The organism is Agromyces litoreus (genome assembly GCF_040496015.1).
In the GTDB taxonomy this organism is placed as follows: Bacteria; Actinomycetota; Actinomycetes; order Actinomycetales; family Microbacteriaceae; genus Agromyces; species Agromyces litoreus.
Map to the genome: position 1 here is coordinate 17,599 of NZ_JBEPKA010000002.1, position 19,151 is coordinate 36,749.

Sequence of the window (19,151 nt, forward strand, 5' to 3'; positions counted from 1 at the left end):
CCGACGCCCCGCTGGTCGTCGCCGGCGAGCATCGGCCGTGTCGGGTGCCCGTGCGAGCATGGACGGCATGCCCGCCGAACGCCCCCAGGACTGGCGTGCCGCGCTCGCCGGGTTCGACGCGGCCGTCGCGACCGCGAGCGGCCGGCGGGACGAGCGAGCGGGTGGCGCCGCCGCGCCGGGCGACGGCGGTCTCCGTCCGCTCGGCCTCCAGCTCCAGCTCCGGCGTCGCGTGCCCCGACGCGACGGCGAGTGGCGCGGACCCCGCGACGAGCCCGCGCGGCGGGCCTCCGGGGTCGACCGGATCGGGGTGCGTCCGGTCACGCGGGGCGCCCGCGGCGCGTGGGGCAAGCACGGCCTCACCTGGCAGAACATCGCCTACCAGGCGTCGTCGGCCCGCGTCGATCCGGCCCAGTCGCGATGGTTCGCGCAGTTCGCGCTCCTGAAGGGCACGGCGCCGTCGGTGCACGTCTACGGCTCGGAGTGGATCACGCTCGACGAGTTCGAGAGCCCGCTGCTGTGGGCGCTCCTCGACGAGGCGCGCCGGCTCGGCATCGCGCTGGTCGGATCCGGCGCGACGCCCGCCGTCGAGGTCCACGCCGCGGCGTCCGTCGGGTTCGACGGGTCTCGCGCCGACGGCGGACTGACGCTCGTGCCGACGCTGACGGTGGGCGGGGTCGCGCACGCGCTCGACGGCAGCACCTCCGTCGGCGTCCGGCCGATCGCCGGGCACGGCGTCGCCCGCTTCGACCTCGACGACGGGCGGCTCGACCTCGCTCCCGTGCCCGGCGGGCTCCGGGCCGCGGAGCTCGCGCTCCTCGACGGCGCCCGCACCATCCGCGTTCCCGAGGCCGAGGTCGCCGAGTTCCTCGACGCGCACGTGCATCCGCTCGCCCGGACCCTCGCGATCGCGAGCCGCGACGGCACCTTCGAGGTGCCGGCCCGCCCGCCCGCGACCCTCGTCCTCGACGCGCGCTTCGAGCCCGACGACGTGCTCCGCCTGGCGTGGCGCTGGCAGCACGCCGACGGCCGGACGAGCGACGTCGACCTCGACGCCGAGGCCGATCCCGAGCTCGACGACGACCTCGTCGCACGCGTCGCCGACGAGCTCGGCTGGGTGCCGTTCGAGGCCGTCGTGCTGCGGGGCATCGACGCCGCGGAGTTCACGATGGAGCGGATGCCGCGGCTCGAGGCGCTCGCCGAGCGCGGGCCGCTCCGCATCGACGTCCGCGGCGAGCGGCCCGACTACCGTGAGGCGACCGCGCGACCGCAGCTCGCGGTCTCCCTGGTCGAGAGCCGCAAGCGGGACTGGTTCGACCTCGGCGTCGTCGTCACGGTCGACGGTCGCCCGGTGCCGTTCATGCCGTTGTTCCGTGCGCTCGCGACCGGCCGCCGGAGGATGCTGCTCGTCGACAAGACGACGCTCTCGCTGACGCAGCCCGTCTTCGACGAGCTCCGCGAACTCATCGAGGAGGCCGGCTCGCTCGACGAGTGGGAGACGGGCGTCCGCATCCACCGCAGCCGGTCGAGCCTGTGGTCCGACTTCGAGGACCTCGCGGATGTCGCCGAGCCCGCGGTCGCGTGGCGGGCCACGGTCGCCGGGCTCGAGCACGGCGAGGTGCCGGAGGTCGCGCCGCCCGCGGGGCTCGCGCTCCCGCTGCGGCCGTACCAGCTCGACGGATTCCGCTGGCTCGCCTTCCTGCACGCGAACCGGCTCGGCGGCGTGCTCGCCGACGACATGGGGCTCGGCAAGACCGTGCAGTGCCTCGCGCTCGTCCAGCACGCACTCGAACGGGCGACGACGGCGGCGGAGGCAGCCCCTGCGCGACCGTTCCTCGTCGTCGCGCCCACGTCGGTCGCCTCGAACTGGGCGCACGAGGCCGCGCGGTTCACGCCGGGCCTGCGGGTGTCGTCGGTCACCGCGACGAGCGCCACGCGGCGTCGGTCCCTCGCCGAGGTCGCGGCCGGCGCCGACCTCGTCGTGACCACCTACGCCGTGCTCCGCCTCGACGCCGGCGCCTTCGCCGACGTCGAGTGGGCCGGGCTCATCCTCGACGAGGCGCAGTTCGTGAAGAACGCGGCGACGCGGGTGCACGAGGCCGCGCTCGGCATCCGGGCGCCGTTCCGGGTCGCCGTCACCGGGACCCCCCTCGAGAACCACCTCGGCGAACTGTGGTCGATCCTGCGGATCGTGGCGCCCGGGCTGTTCCCGTCGCGGCGCGCGTTCGACGAGCGGTACCGCCGGCCGATCGAGGAGGACGGCAACCGCGAGCGGCTCGACCGGCTGCGACGTCGCATCCGCCCGCTCGTGCTGCGGCGCACCAAGGAGGCCGTCGCTCCGGAACTGCCGCCCAAGCAGGAGCAGGTGCTCGAGGTCGACCTCGCCCCGGAGCACCGGCGCCTGTACGACGTGGTGCTGCAGCGCGAACGGCAGAAGCTGCTCGGCCTCATCGACGACCTCGACCGGCAGCGGTTCATCGTCTACCGCTCGCTCACGCTGCTCCGGCTCCTCGCGCTCGACGCGAGCCTCGTCGACGCCGAGCGCCACGCGGGGATCCCGTCGGCGAAGCTCGACGCGCTCTTCGAGCAGCTCGAGGACGTGCTCGCCGAGGGGCACCGTGCGCTCGTCTTCAGCCAGTTCACCTCGTTCCTCGACCGCGTCACCGCGCGGCTCGCGGCCGACGGGGTGCCGTTCGCGCACCTCGACGGGTCGACCCCCGCCCGCCGGCGCGACGAGGAGGTCGCGCGGTTCCGCGCCGGCGAGGCCTCGGTGTTCTGCATCAGCCTCAAGGCCGGCGGGTTCGGCCTGAACCTCACCGAGGCCGACTACGTCTTCCTCATGGACCCGTGGTGGAACCCGGCCAGCGAGGAGCAGGCGGTCGACCGAGCCCACCGGCTCGGCCAGGAGAAGCAGGTCATGGTCTACCGGCTCGTGGCGGCCGGCACGATCGAGCAGAAGGTCATGGAGCTGAAGGCGAGGAAGGGCGAGCTCGTGGCATCCGTGCTCGCGGACCACGGCGACGGCGGCCTGGGCGACGCGCGGCTCGACGCCGCCGACCTCCGGGGCCTGCTCGAGGACTAGCCGCGAGTCGTCGCCGCGGCCCGGGCCCGATCGGCCGCGCGCAACCGGCGGATCCACTTGTCGCCCTCGACCGCGACCACGAGGAACAGCAGCAGCACGATGCACTCGAGCCACTGCCATCCGGTGAGCGAGACCGTGCCGAGCAGGCGCTGCAGGAACCCGAGTTCGGTCGAGAGCACGATGATGACGACGGGCCAGACCAGGAACTTCGCGACCGCGGCGATCGGCGGCACGAGGCCCGATTCGGGCGAGCGCCGCATGAGCAGGGCGCTCAGCACCGTCGCGAGGCCGACGACGACGTAGGCCATGGTCATCGAGGCGGTCGGGCCGTCGGGGCTGGGCTCGTCGGGACCCCAGACCAGCGGCACCAGCGAGATCAGGAAGATCACGGCGCCGTAGCCGAGCCACTCGCCGACCGAGTGCGGGTTCACGATCCCGAGCCTCGGGTCCCGGGGCGGCTCCTGCATGGTCGCGGGCGGCGCGGCATCGGCGGCGATGCCGAGCACCGCGAAGAGCGTGACGAAGAAGTTCAGGAACAGCACCTGCGACGGGAAGAGCGCGACGCCCTCCGCGATCTGGAACGCGCTGGCCGCGAGGAAGAGCAGGATCAGGCTGATCAGCTGCGTCATCTGGAAGCGCAGGTACGCGGTGATCTTCGCGTACACGATCCGGCCCAGCTCGACCGCGTGCACGAGCGTCGAGAAGTCGTCGTCGGTGAGGACGAGCTTCGCGGCCTGCTTGGTGACCTCCGAGCCGGAGCCCATCGCGACGCCCACGTCGGCCTGCTTGATCGCGGCCGCGTCGTTCACGGCGTCCCCGGTCATCGCGACGATCTCGCCCTGCGCCTGCAGCAGTCGCACGAGCCGCAGCTTGTCGTCGGGCGTGACGCGACCGAACACGTGCAGGTCGGGCAGGCGCCGGGTCAGTTCCTCGTCGCTCATCGCCTTCAGGTCGGCGCCGCTCACCGCGCCCGTCCCGAGCCCGAGCTCGCGCCCGATCGCGCCGGCCGTCACCGCGTGGTCGCCCGTGATCATGCGCACCTCGATGCCGGCGCTCGAGGCGACCTCGACCGCGGACTTCGCCTCAGGGCGGAGCGGGTCGACGATGCCGACCAGCCCGATCAGCGCGAGGTCGTCAACCCACGACATCGGATCGGCCGCCACCCGGCCCTCGTCGGCGTCGTCGACGAAGCGTGCCGCGAACGCGAGGGTCCGCAGGCCCGTCGACGACATGTCCTCGAGCTCGGCGGTCGCCGCATCGGAATCGACCGGCACGAGCTCGCGATCGGTGGTCAGCATCGTCGTGCAGCGGCCGAGGACGACATCCGGCGCTCCCTTCACCAGCAGCACCAGGCGCTCCTCGCCGCGCACCGGCATCCGCTGCAGGGTGGCCATGAACTTGTAGTCGGAGTCGAACGGCACCTCGGCCAGGCGCGGATGGTCGCGACGGGCGATGTCGGCGTCGATGCCGAGCTTCGCGCCGAGGACGATGAGCGCGGCCTCGGTCGGGTCGCCGACCACGACGCCGTCGGCCGACACGGTCGCATCGTTGGGCAGGCTGATCGCGAGCCCGAGGGTCGCCGCCTCGACGGGCTCGTCGGTCGCGCCGAGCATGCGGCCGTCGAACGAGTACCCCTCGCCCGTCACGCGGAAGTGGTCGCCGCCCATCCAGGCCGTCCGCACCGTCATCTCGTTCATCGTGAGCGTGCCGGTCTTGTCCGAGCAGATCGCGCTCGTCGCGCCGAGCGTCTCGACGTCGTTCAGCGATGCCACGATCGCGCGCTGGTCGGCGAGCTTCGACGCGCCCCACGAGAGCAGGCTCTGCACGAAGACCGGCAGGCCCGTCGGGATGGCGGAGATCGCGACCGCCGTGCCGAGGAACAGCAGCTCCTGGATGCTCTGCCCGAGAACGGCGCCGATCACGATGATCACGAGCACGGCGCCCCACGCGATGAGGCCGAGCACCTTCGTGAGCGAGTCGAGCTCGCGCTGCAGCGGCGACTTCCCGGAACCGACCTCGGTGAGCATCGACGCGATGCGGCCCATCTGGGTGCGCATGCCCGTCTCGACGACGACCATCCGCCCGGTGCCGCGCGTGACCGAGGTGTTCTGGAACACCATCGACGTGCGGTCGGCCAGGGCCGTGTCGGGCTCGTTCGGCGTCGGGCTCTTCGCGATCGGCAGCGACTCGCCCGTGAGCGCCGACTCCTGCGTCTCGAGGGTCGCGGCTCGCAGCAGGCGGCCGTCGGCGGGCACCAGGTCGCCGGCCTCGAGGTCGACGAGGTCGCCCGGCACGAGGTCGGTCGCGTCGACCTGCCGGATCGACCCGTCGCGGAGCACGCGCGCCTGCGGGGTCTGCAGCTTGGCGAGCGCGTCGACGCTGCGCCGGGCCTTGAGCTCCTGCCGCGTGCCGCTGATGACGTTGTAGAGCACCAGGATGGCCACGACGATCGCGGTCGACACCTGCCCGATCAGCAGCGACACCACGGCGACCGCGATGAGCATCAGCGTCATCAGCTGCGTCGCCTGCACCAGCGCGATGCGCCACGCGCTCGGCGGCGGGGCGCTGTGCAGCGCGTTCGGTCCGACGCTCGCCAATCGTTCCGCGGCCTCGGCGTCGCCGAGCCCCCGGGCCGGGTCACCCCCGGCCTCGGCGACGGCCGCGTCGGCGGACAGCGCCCACCAGGCCGTGCCCTCCTCCCCGTCCTCTCCGCCCTCGTGCGACTGCGGTGCCTGCGGCTGCGTGTCGATGCTCACCGGACCCCCTCGGGAACTCGTCTGCCGCACACCCTAGCCCCGCGCCCGCGCCCGGCACAGCAGAATGGAGCCGGAGGTCGACGATGATCACGCACGAGGTGCAGAACCAGGTCCCCCCGCGCGAGGGCGTGGACGAGTTCGCGGCGAACGCCCCGCTCGTCGAGTCGGTCGTCCGGTGGGGGACCGGGACCGCGGATGCCTCGCAGACGCTGCACGACCTCGGTCGCCGGGTCGGCTCCCGGTCCTTCCAGCACGACGCCGAGCTCGCGAACACCCGCGTCCCCGAGCTCCGCACGCACGATCGCTGGGGTCGCCGGATCGACGAGGTCGACTTCGACGCGTCGTACCACCGGATCATGGCGACCGCCGTCGGGTCGGGCGCGCACACGTCGGCCTGGGCCGACCCCCGACCCGGTGCGAGCGTCGACCGGGCGGCGGCGTTCCTCCTGCTCGCCCAGGTCGAGCCCGGGCACGCGTGCCCGATCTCGATGACCCACGCTGCGGTCGCCTCCCTCGAGCACGCCGCCGACGGGCTGCGGGCCGAGTGGATGCCGCGGCTGCTCAGTCGCGAGTACGAGCCCGGCCTCGGCGCCGCTGACGGCGGTGCGGCGACCGCCGCCAAGCGCTCGGCCCTCGTCGGCATGGCCATGACCGAGAAGCAGGGCGGCTCGGATGTGCGCGCGAACACGACGCGCGCCGTGCCGCGCCCCGGGGGCGGCATCCGGCCCGAGTGGGGTGTCGAGGTCGGCCTGACCGGCCACAAGTGGTTCTGCAGCGCGCCGATGAGCGACGCGTTCCTCGTGCTCGCCCAGGCGCCCGGCGGCCTGTCGTGCGTGTTCGTGCCGCGCGTGCTGCCGGACGGGTCGCGGAACGCATTCCGCATCCAGCGACTGAAGGACAAGCTCGGCAACCGCTCGAACGCGTCGAGCGAGGTCGAGTTCGACGACACGACCGGATGGCTCGTCGGCGAGGAGGGGCGCGGCGTCGCGACGATCGTGCAGATGGTCACCCGCACCCGGCTCGACTGCGTGATCGGCACGGCCGCCGGCATGCGGCAGGCGGTCGCCGAGGCGGCCTGGCACGTGCGTCACCGCCGGGCGTTCGGGTCGCTCCTCGTCGACCAGCCCGCGATGGCCGCGGTCGTCGCCGACCTCGCCCTCGAGTCCGAGGCCGCGACGCTGACCGCGATGCGGCTGGCTCGCGCCTACGACGCCGACGCCTCGGAGTCCGAGCAGGCGTTCCGGCGCCTCGCGACCGCGGTCGCCAAGTTCCAGGTCTGCAAGCGCGGACCGGAGCACGCCGCGGAGGCGCTCGAGTGCCTCGGCGGCAACGGCTACACCGAGGCGTTCCCGCTCGCGCGGCGCTACCGCGAGCAGCCGCTGCTGGCGATCTGGGAGGGATCGGGCAACGTGATCGCGCTCGACGTCCTGCGCGTGCTCGATCGCGAGCCCGAGGCGTTCCTGGCCTTCTTCGACGTGGTCGGCGAGGCGGCGGGGGAGCACCCCGGGTTCGACCTCGCGCTCGCCGAGGCGCGTGCGGTCGTCGGCGAGGTCGCCGACGCGGATGCCCCGACCGCGGCGTTCCGCGCCAGGGAACTGGCCGAGCGGCTCGCGCTCGTGCTCGAGGCGTCGGTGCTGCTGCAGCACTCGCCCGGTGCGGTCGCCGACGCGTTCGTGCGCTCGAGGCTCGAGGGGGACGGCGGGACGATGTACGGCGCACTGCCGCCCGGGGTCGACGTGCACGCCATCCTGTCCCGGGCCTGAGTCCAGCGGTCCGGCCGCACCGACGGGGCCGACCGATCCGACGGCTCGCGCGCGCCCGGCCGAGCGGGCAGGATGGCGGCATGAGGGATCGCGCGAACTGGCTCGTCGCGGCGCAGTTCGTGCTGCTCGCCCTGCTCCTGCTGCCGGGCCCGCCGCTCTGGGCCGGCCAGCAGGCGACGGTCCTCGCCGTGCTGCTCATGATCACGGGCCTCGTGCTCGCGGGCGCCGGCGCGTTCGCGCTCGGCCGGGACCTCGTGCCCTGGGTCGCCCCCCGCGAGGGCGCGACGCTCCGGACCGGCGGCGCCTACCGGCTCACGCGCAACCCGATCTACGTGGGGCTGCTGATCGCGACGGCCGGCTGGGTCGTCTTCCGCGGGAGGATCGAGCTCATCGTCGTCTGGGCGCTGCTCGCGGTCGTGCTCGTGGTGAAGGCGCATCTCGAGCAGCATCGACTCCTCGACCGGTTCGGCGACGCCTACCTCGAGTACGCCGACCGCACCCCGCTGCTGCTCTGGGCCCGCGGCATCCGCTGACCTCGCCGCCACGCGGCATCCGCGCCGGCGCCGCTAGGGGACGACCGCACCGCCGCCGTCGTCCGTCGACGCGCGGAGGGGACCGGTCGCGAGCAGCCGCGTGATCGCGCGGAGCGGGATCGGCGCCCAGTCCGGGCGGTTCCGCGTCTCGTAGATCGCCTCGTAGACGGCCTTGTCGAGCTCGAACGCCGCGAGCAGGTCGCGGTACTCGGCGAGGTCCATCCCGGAGGCGGCGACGTAGCCGTCGATGAAGGCCTGGCGGGCGGATGACGCCCACGCGCGCGCCTCGTCGGCGCGCTCGGGGTGCACCAGCTCGGTGGCCCCCGAGACGTAGTCGAACGAGCGCAGCATGCCCGCCACGTCGCGCACGGGCAGGTCCGGCCGGCGGCGCTCGACCATGGGGCGCATGGGCTCGCCCTCGAAGTCGAGCAGGAACCAGCCCCGCTCGGGCGCGAGGATCACCTGTCCGAGGTGGAGGTCGCCGTGCACGCGCTGCAGGTCGGGCCAGGAACCGGCGCGAGCCCGCTCGTAGAACGCCTCGACCTGGGCGCGCTGCGGCTCGAGGTCGGGGACCTCGGCGACGGCGATCGCCAGGCGTCGGCGCCAGGCCGCCGCGACCGCCTCGATGAGCTCGTCGGACGCGGGCGGATGGTCGAACGCGTCGCGCAGGGCCAGGTGCACCCCGGCGACGGCCACCCCGAGCGCGTTGGCCTCCTCAGCGAAGTCCTGTCCGTTCGCGGCCGAGAGCAGGGCGACCCTCCACGCGTCCTCGACCCCCGGCAGGAACTCCTGCGCGAACGCCAGGTGACCGCGGGCCCGGCCCTCGACGCGGCCCACGTCGTCCCACTCGCCGAGGACGTCGCCGATCACGGGCGGGACGTGCGGGGAGCCGGCGCGCCCGAGGGCGGTCTGCAGGGTGACGTCGGGGTTGTCGCCGTGGTGGAGCTGGCGGAACACCTTGCAGATGACCGGCGGCACGTCCTCGGGTCGGTAGACGATCGAGGTGTTCGACTGCTCGCCGGTGAGCACCGTCGCCGGGACGTGGCCCGGTCCCGGGGCGGCATCCGTGCCGCGGTCGCCCGCGTCGCCCGCCGGCGCCGCGGGGTGGCCGACGGCCGTGGCGCCGTGGGCGACCGCGCGCCCGCCGCCGCGGATGAGGGCCAGCAGCGCGTCGGTGAACGCCGGGTCGTAGGGGCCGTCGTAGAGGCGGGTGCCGTCCTCGAGCACGCCGATCAGGTTCGCCTCGGCGCCCGGCACCGCGTCGGCGCGTTCGACGACGGGCACCTGGTAGAGCACCGGCGGCTCGGCCGCGTCGTCCATGACGAGCAGCGAGAGCGCCCGCACGCCGGATTCGGCGACCGGCAGTTCCCACGCCCCGACCCTGCGGAGCTCGGGCGCGCGCGCCTTGCCGCCGAACCAGCGCTGCCCGGGCATCCAGTCCGCGATCGCCCTCAGCGCGCTGTCCATGCCTGAACGGTAGTGCGGCACCCGCGCTCCGTCGAGGCGGCGCGCGCCGCCGCCCCCGGACGGGGGAGCCGGTCCGGCCCGCCGCATCCGCGTCGTGGGCCCCGGCGTTCGGACGGAATCCGTCGCCCGGCTGCGGTCGGAGGCGACGGAACGCGCCCGATCGGCGACCGCGTCAGATGAAGCGATCGGTGCCGCGGTCGCGGCGGCGGGAGCGCGGCTCGTCGAGGCCGATGTGGATGCGGGTGCGGCGCCGTTCGATCACGATGAACAGCGTGCCGATCGCCCAGAGCGGCAGCTGGGTGAGGAACGCGATGCGGAACGCCTCGAGCGAGTACGTGTCCGGGGTCCCCGCGCCCTGCGCATCCATCGCGATGCCGATGAGCAGGATCGCCAGCAGCGCCGCCAGGAACCCGCCCACGTTCGTGATGCCGGTCGCGGTGCTCAGCCGGTGGCTCGGGTTGAAGGTGCGCGCATGGTCGAAGCCGATCATGGACCCCGGCCCGCCGGTGCTCATCGCGAACGCGAGCGCGAACAGCAGCCAGAGCGGCGCGGGGCCCGGCCAGAGGATCACCACGAGCCAGGCCAGCACCTGGATGCCGATCACCGGCAGCACGAGCAGCCGCGACCGTCGGGTCGGATGCCGCGACGAGAGCGCGCCGATGACCGGGCCCACGAGCAGCCCGAACACGACGTAGACGGTGAACAGCAGCGACGCGGTCCCCGTCGAGAGCCCCTCGCCGACGGTCAGGAACGGGAAGCCCCACAGCAGCACGAACGCGGTCCCCGAGAACGGCGTCGTGAAGTGCGACCAGAACGCCAGTCGCGTTCCCGGATGCGCCCACGACTCGCGGAACCCCTGCCGCAGGTCGGCCGACGACCGGACGACGTGGATCGCGCCGGTCATCGTGTCGACCGAGACGTCCTCGACGCGCCCGGGCGGGCGGTTGCGGATGACCGCGAACGTGAGGACCGTGAACAGCCCGCCGAGCCCCGCGAGCGATCCGAACGCGATCGACCAGGTCGTGGCGTGCAGCAGTGCCGCGAGTGGCAGCACGGCGAGGATCTGCCCGGACTGGCCGATGAGTCCGGTGAGCTGCACCATGAGCGGGGCCCGCTGCTCCGGGAACCACACGGCGATCACGCGCAGCACGCTCGGGAACACCGCCGCGTCGCCCGCACCGAGCAGCATGCGCGCGAAGATCGCCCAGCCGACATCGGGCGCGAACGCGAGCACCAGCTGGCCGACGGCCATGAGCGCCATCCCGATCGTGATGATCGGGCGCGCGCCGAACCGGTCGAGCAGCAGGCCCACGGGGATCTGCATGCCGCCGTACACGGCGAGCTGGATGACGGCGAACATCGAGAGGGTCGAGGCGTCGGCGTCGAAGCGCAGCGCGGCGTCGACGCCCACGGCGGAGAGCGACGAGCGGTTGGTCACCGAGAGGATGTAGGCCGCGACGCCGACGCCCCACACCAGCCAGAGGCGCCAGGTGGGGGCGATGGGAAGGGGAGCAGGGGTCGTCACGGCACTCCGAGGCTACCCGGCCGCCCGGTGGCGCGGCACGGGCGACCTTTGAGTCCGCGGCCCGTGCCGACCACCGCCAGCCGTCAGCTCACGGGCGCGTCTTCGGCGTCGCCTCCGAACGCGGCGATCGAGCCGGTCGGCAGGCCGACGACCGTGTCGCCCTCCATCTCGAGCTCGGCGTCGACGTCGTACGCCGCCTGCTCGAACTGCGAGCTGTAGAGCCGGTAGTAGGCGCCCTTCGCCTCGATGAGCGCGTCGTGCGTGCCCTGCTCGACGATGTCGCCGTGCTCCATCACGAGGATGAGGTCGGCGTCGCGGATCGTCGAGAGCCGGTGGGCGATGACGAACGACGTGCGGCCCTGCCGCAGCGCGGCCATCGCGTGCTGGAGCAGCAGCTCGGTGCGGGTGTCGACCGAGCTTGTCGCCTCATCGAGGATGAGGACGCTCGGCTGCGCGACGAAGGCGCGCGCGATCGTGATGAGCTGCTTCTCGCCCGCCGAGACGTTCGAGGCGTCCTCGTCGAGGACGGTCTCGTAGCCGTGCGGGAGGGAGTGCACGAAGCGGTCGACGTAGGTCGCCGTCGCGGCCTCGATGATCTCGTCGTCGGTCGAATCCGGTCGCCCGTACCGGATGTTCTCGCGGATCGTGCCGCCGAACAGCCACGGGTCCTGCAGCACCATGCCGGTGCGCGCACGGACGTCGTGGCGGGTGAGCTCGGCGATGTCCTGTCCGTCGATGAGGATGCGGCCGCCGTCGAGTTCGTAGAACCGCATGACGAGGTTCACGAGGGTCGTCTTCCCGGCGCCCGTCGGGCCGACGATCGCGACGGTCTGGCCCGGCTCGACCCGGAACGACAGGTCGCGGATCAGCGGTCGTTCGGGGGAGTACGAGAAGGAGACGTGCTCGAACTCGATGACGCCCCGGCCCTCGACCGGCGCGGGGGCGTCGGCGGCATCCGGCTCCTCCTCGTCGGCGTCGAGCAGCTCGAACACGCGCTCCGCCGAGGCCGTGCCCGACTGCACGACCGCGGCCATGCCGCCGAGCTGCGAGAGGGGCTGCGTGAACTGCTGCGAGTACTGGATGAACGCCTGCACGTCGCCCAGGCGCAGCTGCCCGCCGGCGACCATGAGCCCGCCGAGCACCGCGATGCCCACGTAGGTGAGGTTCCCGACGAACTGCATGCCCGGCATGATCATGCCCGAGAGGAACTGCGCCTTGAACGCGGCCTCGTACAGCTCCTCGTTCTCGGCCCGGAACCTCTCGCTCGCGTCGCGCTCGCGACCGAAGACCTTCACGAGCGCGTGGCCCGAGAACGACTCCTCGACGCGCGCGTTCAGACGGCCGACCTTGCGCCACTGCACGCCGAAGGCGGCCTGCGACTTCGGGCCGATGACGCCGAAGATCACGGCCATGAGCGGCAGGGCGACCAGGGCCACCAGCGAGAGCTGCCACGAGATCGAGAACATCATGACGAGCACGCCGATGACGGTCAGGATGCTCGTGAGCGCGCTCGAGAGCGACTGCTGCATCGTCTGGGTGATGTTGTCGATGTCGTTGGTGACCCGCGAGATGAGCTCGCCGCGCTGGGTGCGGTCGAAGTAGCTGAGGGGCAGCCGGTGCACCTTCGCCTCGACCTGCTCGCGCAGGCCGTACATCGCCCGCACCATGATCACGTTGATCACGTAGCCCTGGATCCACGACAGCACCGAGGCGACGACGTAGAGCGCGAGCACGGCCATGATGACCTGGCTCAGGCGGACGAAGTCGATGCCCGCGCCGGGCACCAGGTCGGCCGCGGCCACGATGTTCGCGAGGTCGTCCTGGCCCGAGGCGCGGAGCTGGTCGACCACCTGCTGCTGCGTCACGCCGGACGGCATCTGCAGCGAGATGAATCCCTCGAAGATGAGGTTCGTCGCCTCGCCCAGCACGCGGGGCGCGATCACCGTGAGCACGACGCCGAGCGCCCCGAGCACCGAGACGAACGCGAACGACCACTTCCACGGCGCCAGCAGCCCGAGCATGCGGCGGAAGCTGCGCCCGAAGTCCTGCGCCTTGCCCGGGGCGACCGAGTCCCACGAGCCCGAGTTGATGCGCGCCTCCTCGGCGAGCCGGTGCTCCTCGAGCTCCTCCAGCGTCGGCTGCTCGGCCGCCGCGGTCGCCGCCGCGGCGCGGCCGCGCAGTCCCCGCCGTCCGATGTCGTCGCGGCTCATGCCTGGGCCTCCACTCCGAGCTGGGATTGGACGATCTCGCGATACGTCTGGCACGTCTCGACCAGCTCCTCGTGCCGGCCGAGTCCGACCACGCGGCCGTCCTCGAGCACCACGATCCGGTCGGCGTCGGTGATCGTCGAGACGCGCTGCGCGACCACGACCTTGGTGACGTCCGGCAGGTCCCGCCAGAGCGCCTGCCGCAACCTCGCATCCGTCGTGAGGTCGAGCGCCGAGAACGAGTCGTCGAAGACGAGGATGCGCGGGCGGTGCACGATGGCCCGCGCGATCGCGAGCCGCTGGCGCTGCCCGCCCGAGACGTTGGTGCCGCCCTGGGCGATCCGGGCGTCGAGCCCGCCCTCCATCGCGGCGACGAAGTCGCGACCCTGGGCGATCTCGAGCGCGTGCCAGAGCTCGTCGTCGGTGGCCTCCTCGCGACCGAACCGCAGGTTCGAGGCGACCGTGCCGGCGAAGAGGAACGGCCGCTGCGGGACCAGGCCGATGGTCGTCCAGAGCAGGTCGAGGTCGGCCTCGCGGACGTCGACGCCGTTGACGAGCACGGCGCCGCCGGTCACGTCGAACAGCCGGGGGATGAGCGACACGAGCGTGCTCTTGCCGGCGCCGGTCGAGCCCACGATCGCGACGGTCTCGCCCGGCTCGGCGCGGAAGCCGACGCCCTCGAGCACGGCGTGGTCGGCGCCCGGGTAGGCGAAGGCGACGTCGCGGAACTCGACCGTGCCCGGTTCGGGGAGGTCGGACCGCGGGTGCTCCGGACGCGGGAGCGTCGACTCGGCGTCGAGCACCTCGGTGATCCGCTCCGCCGAGACCGCCGCCCGGGGGATCATGATCGTCATGAACGCGGCCATGAGCACGCCGCCGAGGATCATGCCGACGTACTGCATGAACGCCCGCAGCGTGCCGACCTGCACGGTGCCCGCGTCCACCTCGATCGCGCCGAACCAGAACACGCCCACGACGGTGACGTTGAGCACGAGCATGAACAGCGGGAAGAGCGTGATGAACAGGGTGCCGACCCGCCGGCCGACGTCCATGATGTCGTGGTTCGCGCCCTCGAACCGCTCCTGCTCGATGGGCTCGCGCACGAAGGCGCGCACGACGCGGATGCCGGTCAGCTGCTCGCGCAGCACCCGGTTCACGACGTCGAGCCGCTTCTGGTAGCTGCGGAACAGCGGCACCATCCGGCTGATCACGAGACCCGCGACGAGGAGGATCGTCAGCACCGACACCCAGATCAGCCAGCTCAGGCCGACGTCCTGCTGCAGCGCCATGACGACGCCGCCGATCGCGAGCATCGGGGCGCTGACGAGCATCGTGCCGCCGGTCATCGCGACCATCTGGACCTGCTGCACGTCGTTGGTGTTGCGGGTGATGAGCGAGCCCGGACCGAACTGCGAGACCTCGCGCTCGCTGAACGAGCTGACCCGGTCGAACACCTCGTTGCGGATGTCGCGCCCGGCCCGCATCGCCGCCTTCGCCGCGAAGTACGTGGCGATGACCGCGCACACGATCTGGCCGAGCGAGATCGCGAGCATGACGCTGCCCGTCGACCAGATGTAGTCGGTGTCGCCGCGCGAGACGCCCTGGTCGATGATGTCGGCGTTCAGGGTGGGCAGGTAGAGCGTGGCGACGGCCGACGCGAACTGGAAGAGCAGTACGCCGACGAGCAGCCACGCGTACGGCCTGAGTGAACGGAACAGGAGTCTGCCGAGCATGCGATCTCCGCGGCGAGTGAGTGAACAGGATGCGCGATCGATCTCGCGCGGCGGGGCGTTCGGGCCTGGTCGCGGAACGCGCCCGTCAAGTCTGCATCGAACCACTCGCCGCCGACATCCGAGGTCGGCGGATATCGCTCAGGGCGGAATCGCCCGGGGCGGCGCGGCGGCACCTGCGCCCCGGACATGCCGATGGGACGCGCACCCCCGCGATGCGCGCCCCATCAGTCTGGTGACCGTTACGAGTTGAAGGCGTCCTTCACGTTCTCGCCGGCCTGCTTGAGGTTGGCCTTGGCCTGGTCGCCCCGGCCCTCGGCCTCCAGGCGCTCGTTGTCGGTCGCCTTGCCGGCGGCCTCCTTCGCCTCGCCCTTGAGCTCCTCGGCCTTGTTGCTGATCTTCTCGGACTCTCCCATGAGGGACCCCCTTCCGATCGTGCGTCGCGTTCGGGTGCGACGTCGATGGCCACGTTACGTACGGCCCCGATCGCGGCGACAGCCCTTGTCAGCGACGGGTGCCTCTGCTACCCGATCCGACGTCGCGGTCGAGAACGCGGGGTCGGCGTCGACATACTGAGGGGAGCGGGCATCGCCCCCGGACGAAGCGAGGCAAGGAGCGAACCGTGAAGTACCTCATCCTGATCCAGTCCAACCCCGAGTGGTCGGCCCGGTGGGCGTCGTTCACGCCCGAGCAGGCGGCGGAGGGGATGGCCCTCTACACGGGCCTCGTCGACGAGCTGCGCGCATCGGACGAGCTCGTCGACGCCGAGCAGCTCGCCGGCGTCGACACGGCCCGCGCCGTCACCCGCACGGCGGGCGGGGGCACCGACGCGCCGCTCGCCGAGACCACGGAGTACCTCGCCGGCTACTACCTCGTCGACGTCGCGTCGCACGAGCGCGCGGTCGAGATCGCGGCGCGCCTCCCCGAGGCGGAGTGGGGCGGCATCCGCCTGCATCCGATCCTCGCCGAGGACGCCGAACCGGACGTCTCGGTCGCGTGACGCGCGAGCCGCCGGGGGAGCCGGCGCGCGGCATCGAGTCGGTGCTGCGCGCCACGGCCCCCTCGGCGCTCGCCGTGCTCGCCCGTCGCGTGGGCGACTTCGACGGGAGCGAGGACGCGATGCAGGAGGCGCTGCTCGCGGCGGCCGTGCAGTGGCCGCGGGACGGCGTGCCGGACCACCCGCGCGCCTGGCTCGTCGCCGTCGCGCACCGGCGGTGGGTCGAGGCGGTGCGCAGCGAGGCCGCGCGGCGCCGGCGGGAGGATCGCGACGCCCTGCTGGAACGACCGGGCGAGGACGCCCCCGCCGTCTCGGAGCGCGACGACTCGCTCGCCCTGTTCGTGCTGTGCTGCCATCCGGCGCTGCCGCGGCCCTCGCAGCTCGCGCTCACGCTGCGCGCCGTCGGCGGACTCACGACCGCGGAGGTCGCGCGCGGGCTGCTCGCGCCCGAGGCGACCGTCGCGCAGCGCATCTCGCGGGCCAAGCGGCGCATCCGCGAGGCGGGCGGACGCTTCCGCGCGCCCACGGCCGACGAGCTGCCGGAGCGGCTCGACGCGGTCCGCGACGTGCTGCACCTGGTGTTCACCGAGGGGCACACCGCCACCGTGGGCGAGGACCTGCTGCGCCCCGACCTCTCGGCGGAGGCGATCCGGCTCACGCGGCTGCTGCGGGAGGTGGAACCCGCCCACGCGGACGGCCACGGCGAGACCGAGGGGCTGCTCGCGCTCATGCTGCTGACGGAGGCCCGTCGTCCGGCGCGACTGCGGCCGCGGGCGACCGGGGGCCCCGAGCTCGTGCCGCTCGACGAGCAGGATCGTTCGCGCTGGGATCGGGAGCTCATCGCCGAGGGGGTGCGGCTCGTCGAGCACGCGCTCGCGCACGGCGCCCCGGGCCCGTACCAGCTCGAGGCGGCGATCGCCGCGGTGCACGCCGAGGCGCCCTCGACCGACGAGACCGACTGGGTGCAGGTGCTCGCCCTCTACGAGCTGCTGCGGCGCGAGCGGCCGGGCCCGATGGTCGAGCTCGGCTGGGTCGTCGCGGTCGCGATGGTGCGCGGGCCGGATGTCGCACTGCGCGAGCTCGAGACCGTGGCCCTCGAGCCCGCGCTCGCCGGCCACTTCCGCGTCCATGCGGTCCGCGCGCACCTGCTGGATCGGGCGGGCCGGACGGCCGAGGCCCGCGCCGAGTTCGCCCGCGCCGCGGGGCTCGCGCTGAATGCGACCGAGCGCCGCCACCTCGAGGCGAAGGCGGCGGGCGGAGGCTGATCGCGAGCGGTCAGGCGGAGCGCGCGCGGCGCGCGCGGATGGCGCGGACCGACAGCTGCACGGCCGCGAACAGCAGCAGCGCGGCGAACAGCCAGCCCGCGACGGCGGGCGGGAGCAGGAATGCGAGCGCGACGCCGGGCAGCGAGGCCGCCGCCGCCGCGAGTCCGACGACCGCCGCCGAGGGCAGGTCGACGAGGCCGCCGCGCAGGTTCTTGATCGACCCGCTCACCGCGGTCGGGATCATCGCCACGAGCGAGGTGCCCTTGGCGATCAGGTCGCCGAGGCCGAAGATCGCGATGAACGCCGGCACCATCACGAGCCCGCCGCCGATGCCGAACAGGCCCGAGGCGATGCCGACGACGAGGCCGAGCGCGACGAGGCCGATCGCGGGCCCGGGCTCCAGCGGCACGGGTTCGGCGACCCGCTCCGGGGCACCGAGCGCGAGGCGGACGGCGACCACGACCAGCAGTGCGATGAACAGCCAGCGCAGCCACTCGAGGGGGAGCCGGGCGAGCAGGCCGGCTCCGATCCATCCGCCCACGATGCCGCCCGCCGCGACGAGCAGCGCGGCCACGAGGTCGACCTGCCCGTTCACGAGGTACGCGATCGAACCCACGAGCGCGGTCGGCACGATGGCCACGAGCGAGGTGGCCGAGGCGCGGCGCTGGTCCATCCCGGCCAGGACCATGAGCAGGGGGACCATGATGAGGCCCCCGCCGACGCCGAAGAGGCCCGAGAGCAGGCCGCCGAGCACGCCGACCACGGCCAGCCGCCAGATCGCGGGGCGTGCCGGCTCGGGCGCGGGGGCGGCAGGGACGGGCTCGGCGTTCGGCACCCGGTCACTCTAGCGTCGCGTCGGATGGGGGCCGGCGTCGTCCGGGGGAACGGAACGGGCCCGGCCGGCGGATGCCGGGCGGGCCCGTTCGCGCGATGGCGCGGTGCGTCAGACGGCGATCGCGAGCGCCGGGGCCGACGGCTCGAGCTCGATGTGCATGCCGCCCGCCGAGTTCGCCGCGGCCACGAGCTTCTCGAGGCGCTCCCGGTCGAGCTCGCCCGCATCCGCGCTCTCGAACACGAACCGCAGCGGGATCGACGGCTGCACCCACAGGGTCTCGACCATGCCCCCGGGCGTCGCGCCGTGCAGGGTGAGTGCGAAGGGCTCGCGCCGGCGCAGCTTCGCGAGCGTGGCCGCGCGCACGTGGCGCAGCGTGGCGTCGTCGATCTCGTAGTGGTGCCCGTCGGTGCCGTAGGCGAGTCGTCCCATCGTGTCCCTCCGTCGGTTTCGGCCGCAGAACGCGGTCGTGAGGTGAAGTACGTCGACGCAAGGTTATCCAGTAACTAGACCGTCTAGCGAAATCCGCGGCGATCTCGTTCCGATTCTGGACAGTTCAGGACGCCGACGGCCCCTCCGACGCGATGCTGACCATCCACTGCACCCCGTATCGGTCCCTCAGCATCCCGAAGTCGTCGCCCCAGGGGGCCCGTTCGAGCGGCATCACGACGTCGCCGCCCTCCGACAGCCCCTCCCAGTAGCCGCGCAGCGTCTCGTCGTCCTCCGGTCCTCCGCTGAGCGAGATCGCGAAGGTGCCGGCGTGCTCCCGCGGCATCTCGTTCGGCGTGTCAGCGCCCATGAGGGTGAGCCCGTCGGCCTCGAGCTGGCCGTGCATGATCTTCTCGGCCTCGGTCGCCTCGTCGCCCATGCCGTAGTCGGCGAACGTCGTGAGCGTGAGCTCGCCGCCGAGCACGGACTGGTAGAACTCCATCGCCTCGCGCGCCTCGTCGCGGAAGCTGAGGTACGGGTTGAGCGTGACGGACATGGGCGTCTCCTC

The 19,151-nt window shown here is 73.1% G+C and carries 14 protein-coding genes; 5 read left to right on the forward strand and 9 right to left on the reverse strand.

Features of this window, described 5'->3' with window-relative positions; translation table 11 throughout:
- The first annotated feature begins 67 nt into the window (after nt 1-67).
- Nucleotides 68-3,079: a DEAD/DEAH box helicase gene (locus ABME01_RS01645; protein ID WP_353826625.1), complete on the forward strand. Its 3,012-nt coding sequence runs from the start codon at nt 68-70 to the stop codon at nt 3,077-3,079.
- On the opposite strand, the gene ABME01_RS01650 is transcribed toward ABME01_RS01645, so the two are convergent.
- On the reverse strand, nt 3,076-5,835 hold the full coding sequence (locus ABME01_RS01650; RefSeq protein WP_353826626.1) for a cation-translocating P-type ATPase: 2,760 nt from the start codon (nt 5,833-5,835) through the stop codon (nt 3,076-3,078). The two genes, ABME01_RS01645 and ABME01_RS01650, sit on opposite strands and share 4 nt — an antisense overlap.
- An 83-nt stretch (nt 5,836-5,918) precedes the next feature.
- Here ABME01_RS01650 and ABME01_RS01655 point away from each other — a divergent pair, with 83 nt between their 5' ends.
- The gene (locus ABME01_RS01655) at nt 5,919-7,598 is read left to right on the forward strand and encodes an acyl-CoA dehydrogenase family protein (RefSeq protein ID WP_353826627.1); all 1,680 of its coding nucleotides are present in this window, start codon (nt 5,919-5,921) and stop codon (nt 7,596-7,598) included.
- Nucleotides 7,599-7,678: 80 nt separating this feature from the next.
- The gene (locus ABME01_RS01660) at nt 7,679-8,131 is read left to right on the forward strand and encodes a methyltransferase family protein (protein ID WP_353826628.1); all 453 of its coding nucleotides are present in this window, start codon (nt 7,679-7,681) and stop codon (nt 8,129-8,131) included.
- Between the two features lie 33 nt (nt 8,132-8,164).
- On the opposite strand, the gene ABME01_RS01665 is transcribed toward ABME01_RS01660, so the two are convergent.
- From ABME01_RS01665 to ABME01_RS01685, 5 genes are all read right to left on the reverse strand, one after another.
- Complete coding sequence (locus tag ABME01_RS01665) at nt 8,165-9,598, reverse strand: maltokinase N-terminal cap-like domain-containing protein (RefSeq protein WP_353826629.1); 1,434 nt, start codon at nt 9,596-9,598, stop codon at nt 8,165-8,167.
- A gap of 172 nt (nt 9,599-9,770) precedes the next feature.
- On the reverse strand, nt 9,771-11,123 hold the full coding sequence (locus tag ABME01_RS01670) for an MFS transporter (RefSeq protein ID WP_353826630.1): 1,353 nt from the start codon (nt 11,121-11,123) through the stop codon (nt 9,771-9,773).
- 83 nt (nt 11,124-11,206) lie between these two features.
- Entirely contained in the window at nt 11,207-13,333 is a 2,127-nt protein-coding gene (locus ABME01_RS01675; RefSeq protein WP_353826631.1) for an ABC transporter ATP-binding protein, read from the reverse strand.
- Nucleotides 13,330-15,063 (reverse strand): ABC transporter ATP-binding protein, encoded by a 1,734-nt coding sequence (locus ABME01_RS01680; protein ID WP_353826632.1) that lies wholly within the window; start codon nt 15,061-15,063, stop codon nt 13,330-13,332. The genes ABME01_RS01675 and ABME01_RS01680 overlap by 4 nt, the downstream gene beginning before the upstream one ends.
- Before the next feature lie 239 nt (nt 15,064-15,302).
- On the reverse strand, nt 15,303-15,476 hold the full coding sequence (locus ABME01_RS01685; protein ID WP_353826633.1) for a CsbD family protein: 174 nt from the start codon (nt 15,474-15,476) through the stop codon (nt 15,303-15,305).
- 206 nt (nt 15,477-15,682) lie between these two features.
- On the opposite strand from ABME01_RS01685, the gene ABME01_RS01690 reads away from it, so the two are divergent.
- Both ABME01_RS01690 and ABME01_RS01695 read left to right on the forward strand, forming a co-directional pair.
- Nucleotides 15,683-16,060 carry a YciI family protein gene (locus ABME01_RS01690; protein WP_353826634.1) on the forward strand — a complete coding sequence of 126 codons (378 nt, stop codon included), beginning with the start codon at nt 15,683-15,685 and terminating at the stop codon, nt 16,058-16,060.
- Entirely contained in the window at nt 16,057-17,322 is a 1,266-nt protein-coding gene (locus ABME01_RS01695) for an RNA polymerase sigma factor (protein ID WP_353826635.1), read from the forward strand. Before ABME01_RS01690 ends, ABME01_RS01695 begins: the two co-directional genes overlap by 4 nt.
- A gap of 10 nt (nt 17,323-17,332) precedes the next feature.
- Here ABME01_RS01695 and ABME01_RS01700 read toward each other — a convergent pair whose 3' ends face one another.
- From ABME01_RS01700 to ABME01_RS01710, 3 genes are all read right to left on the reverse strand, one after another.
- Nucleotides 17,333-18,157: a sulfite exporter TauE/SafE family protein gene (locus ABME01_RS01700; protein WP_353826636.1), complete on the reverse strand. Its 825-nt coding sequence runs from the start codon at nt 18,155-18,157 to the stop codon at nt 17,333-17,335.
- 108 nt (nt 18,158-18,265) lie between these two features.
- Nucleotides 18,266-18,586, reverse strand: coding sequence for a DUF7882 family protein (locus ABME01_RS01705; RefSeq protein WP_353826637.1), 321 nt, complete (start codon nt 18,584-18,586; stop codon nt 18,266-18,268).
- Between the two features lie 124 nt (nt 18,587-18,710).
- Nucleotides 18,711-19,139 carry a VOC family protein gene (locus tag ABME01_RS01710; RefSeq protein WP_353826638.1) on the reverse strand — a complete coding sequence of 143 codons (429 nt, stop codon included), beginning with the start codon at nt 19,137-19,139 and terminating at the stop codon, nt 18,711-18,713.
- Nucleotides 19,140-19,151 lie beyond the last annotated feature (12 nt).

Excerpts from the sequence above, each read along its gene's own strand:
- ABME01_RS01645 (WP_353826625.1), top strand. The coding sequence starts at position 68 with ATGCCCGCCGAACGCCCCCAGGACTGGCGTGCCGCGCTCGCCGGGTTC.
- ABME01_RS01655 (WP_353826627.1), top strand. The coding sequence starts at position 5,919 with ATGATCACGCACGAGGTGCAGAACCAGGTCCCCCCGCGCGAGGGCGTG.
- ABME01_RS01660 (WP_353826628.1), top strand. The coding sequence starts at position 7,679 with ATGAGGGATCGCGCGAACTGGCTCGTCGCGGCGCAGTTCGTGCTGCTC.
- ABME01_RS01665 (WP_353826629.1), bottom strand. The coding sequence starts at position 9,598 with ATGGACAGCGCGCTGAGGGCGATCGCGGACTGGATGCCCGGGCAGCGC.
- ABME01_RS01675 (WP_353826631.1), bottom strand. The coding sequence starts at position 13,333 with ATGAGCCGCGACGACATCGGACGGCGGGGACTGCGCGGCCGCGCCGCG.
- ABME01_RS01680 (WP_353826632.1), bottom strand. The coding sequence starts at position 15,063 with ATGCTCGGCAGACTCCTGTTCCGTTCACTCAGGCCGTACGCGTGGCTG.
- ABME01_RS01685 (WP_353826633.1), bottom strand. The coding sequence starts at position 15,476 with ATGGGAGAGTCCGAGAAGATCAGCAACAAGGCCGAGGAGCTCAAGGGC.
- ABME01_RS01705 (WP_353826637.1), bottom strand. The coding sequence starts at position 18,586 with ATGGGACGACTCGCCTACGGCACCGACGGGCACCACTACGAGATCGAC.
- ABME01_RS01710 (WP_353826638.1), bottom strand. The coding sequence starts at position 19,139 with ATGTCCGTCACGCTCAACCCGTACCTCAGCTTCCGCGACGAGGCGCGC.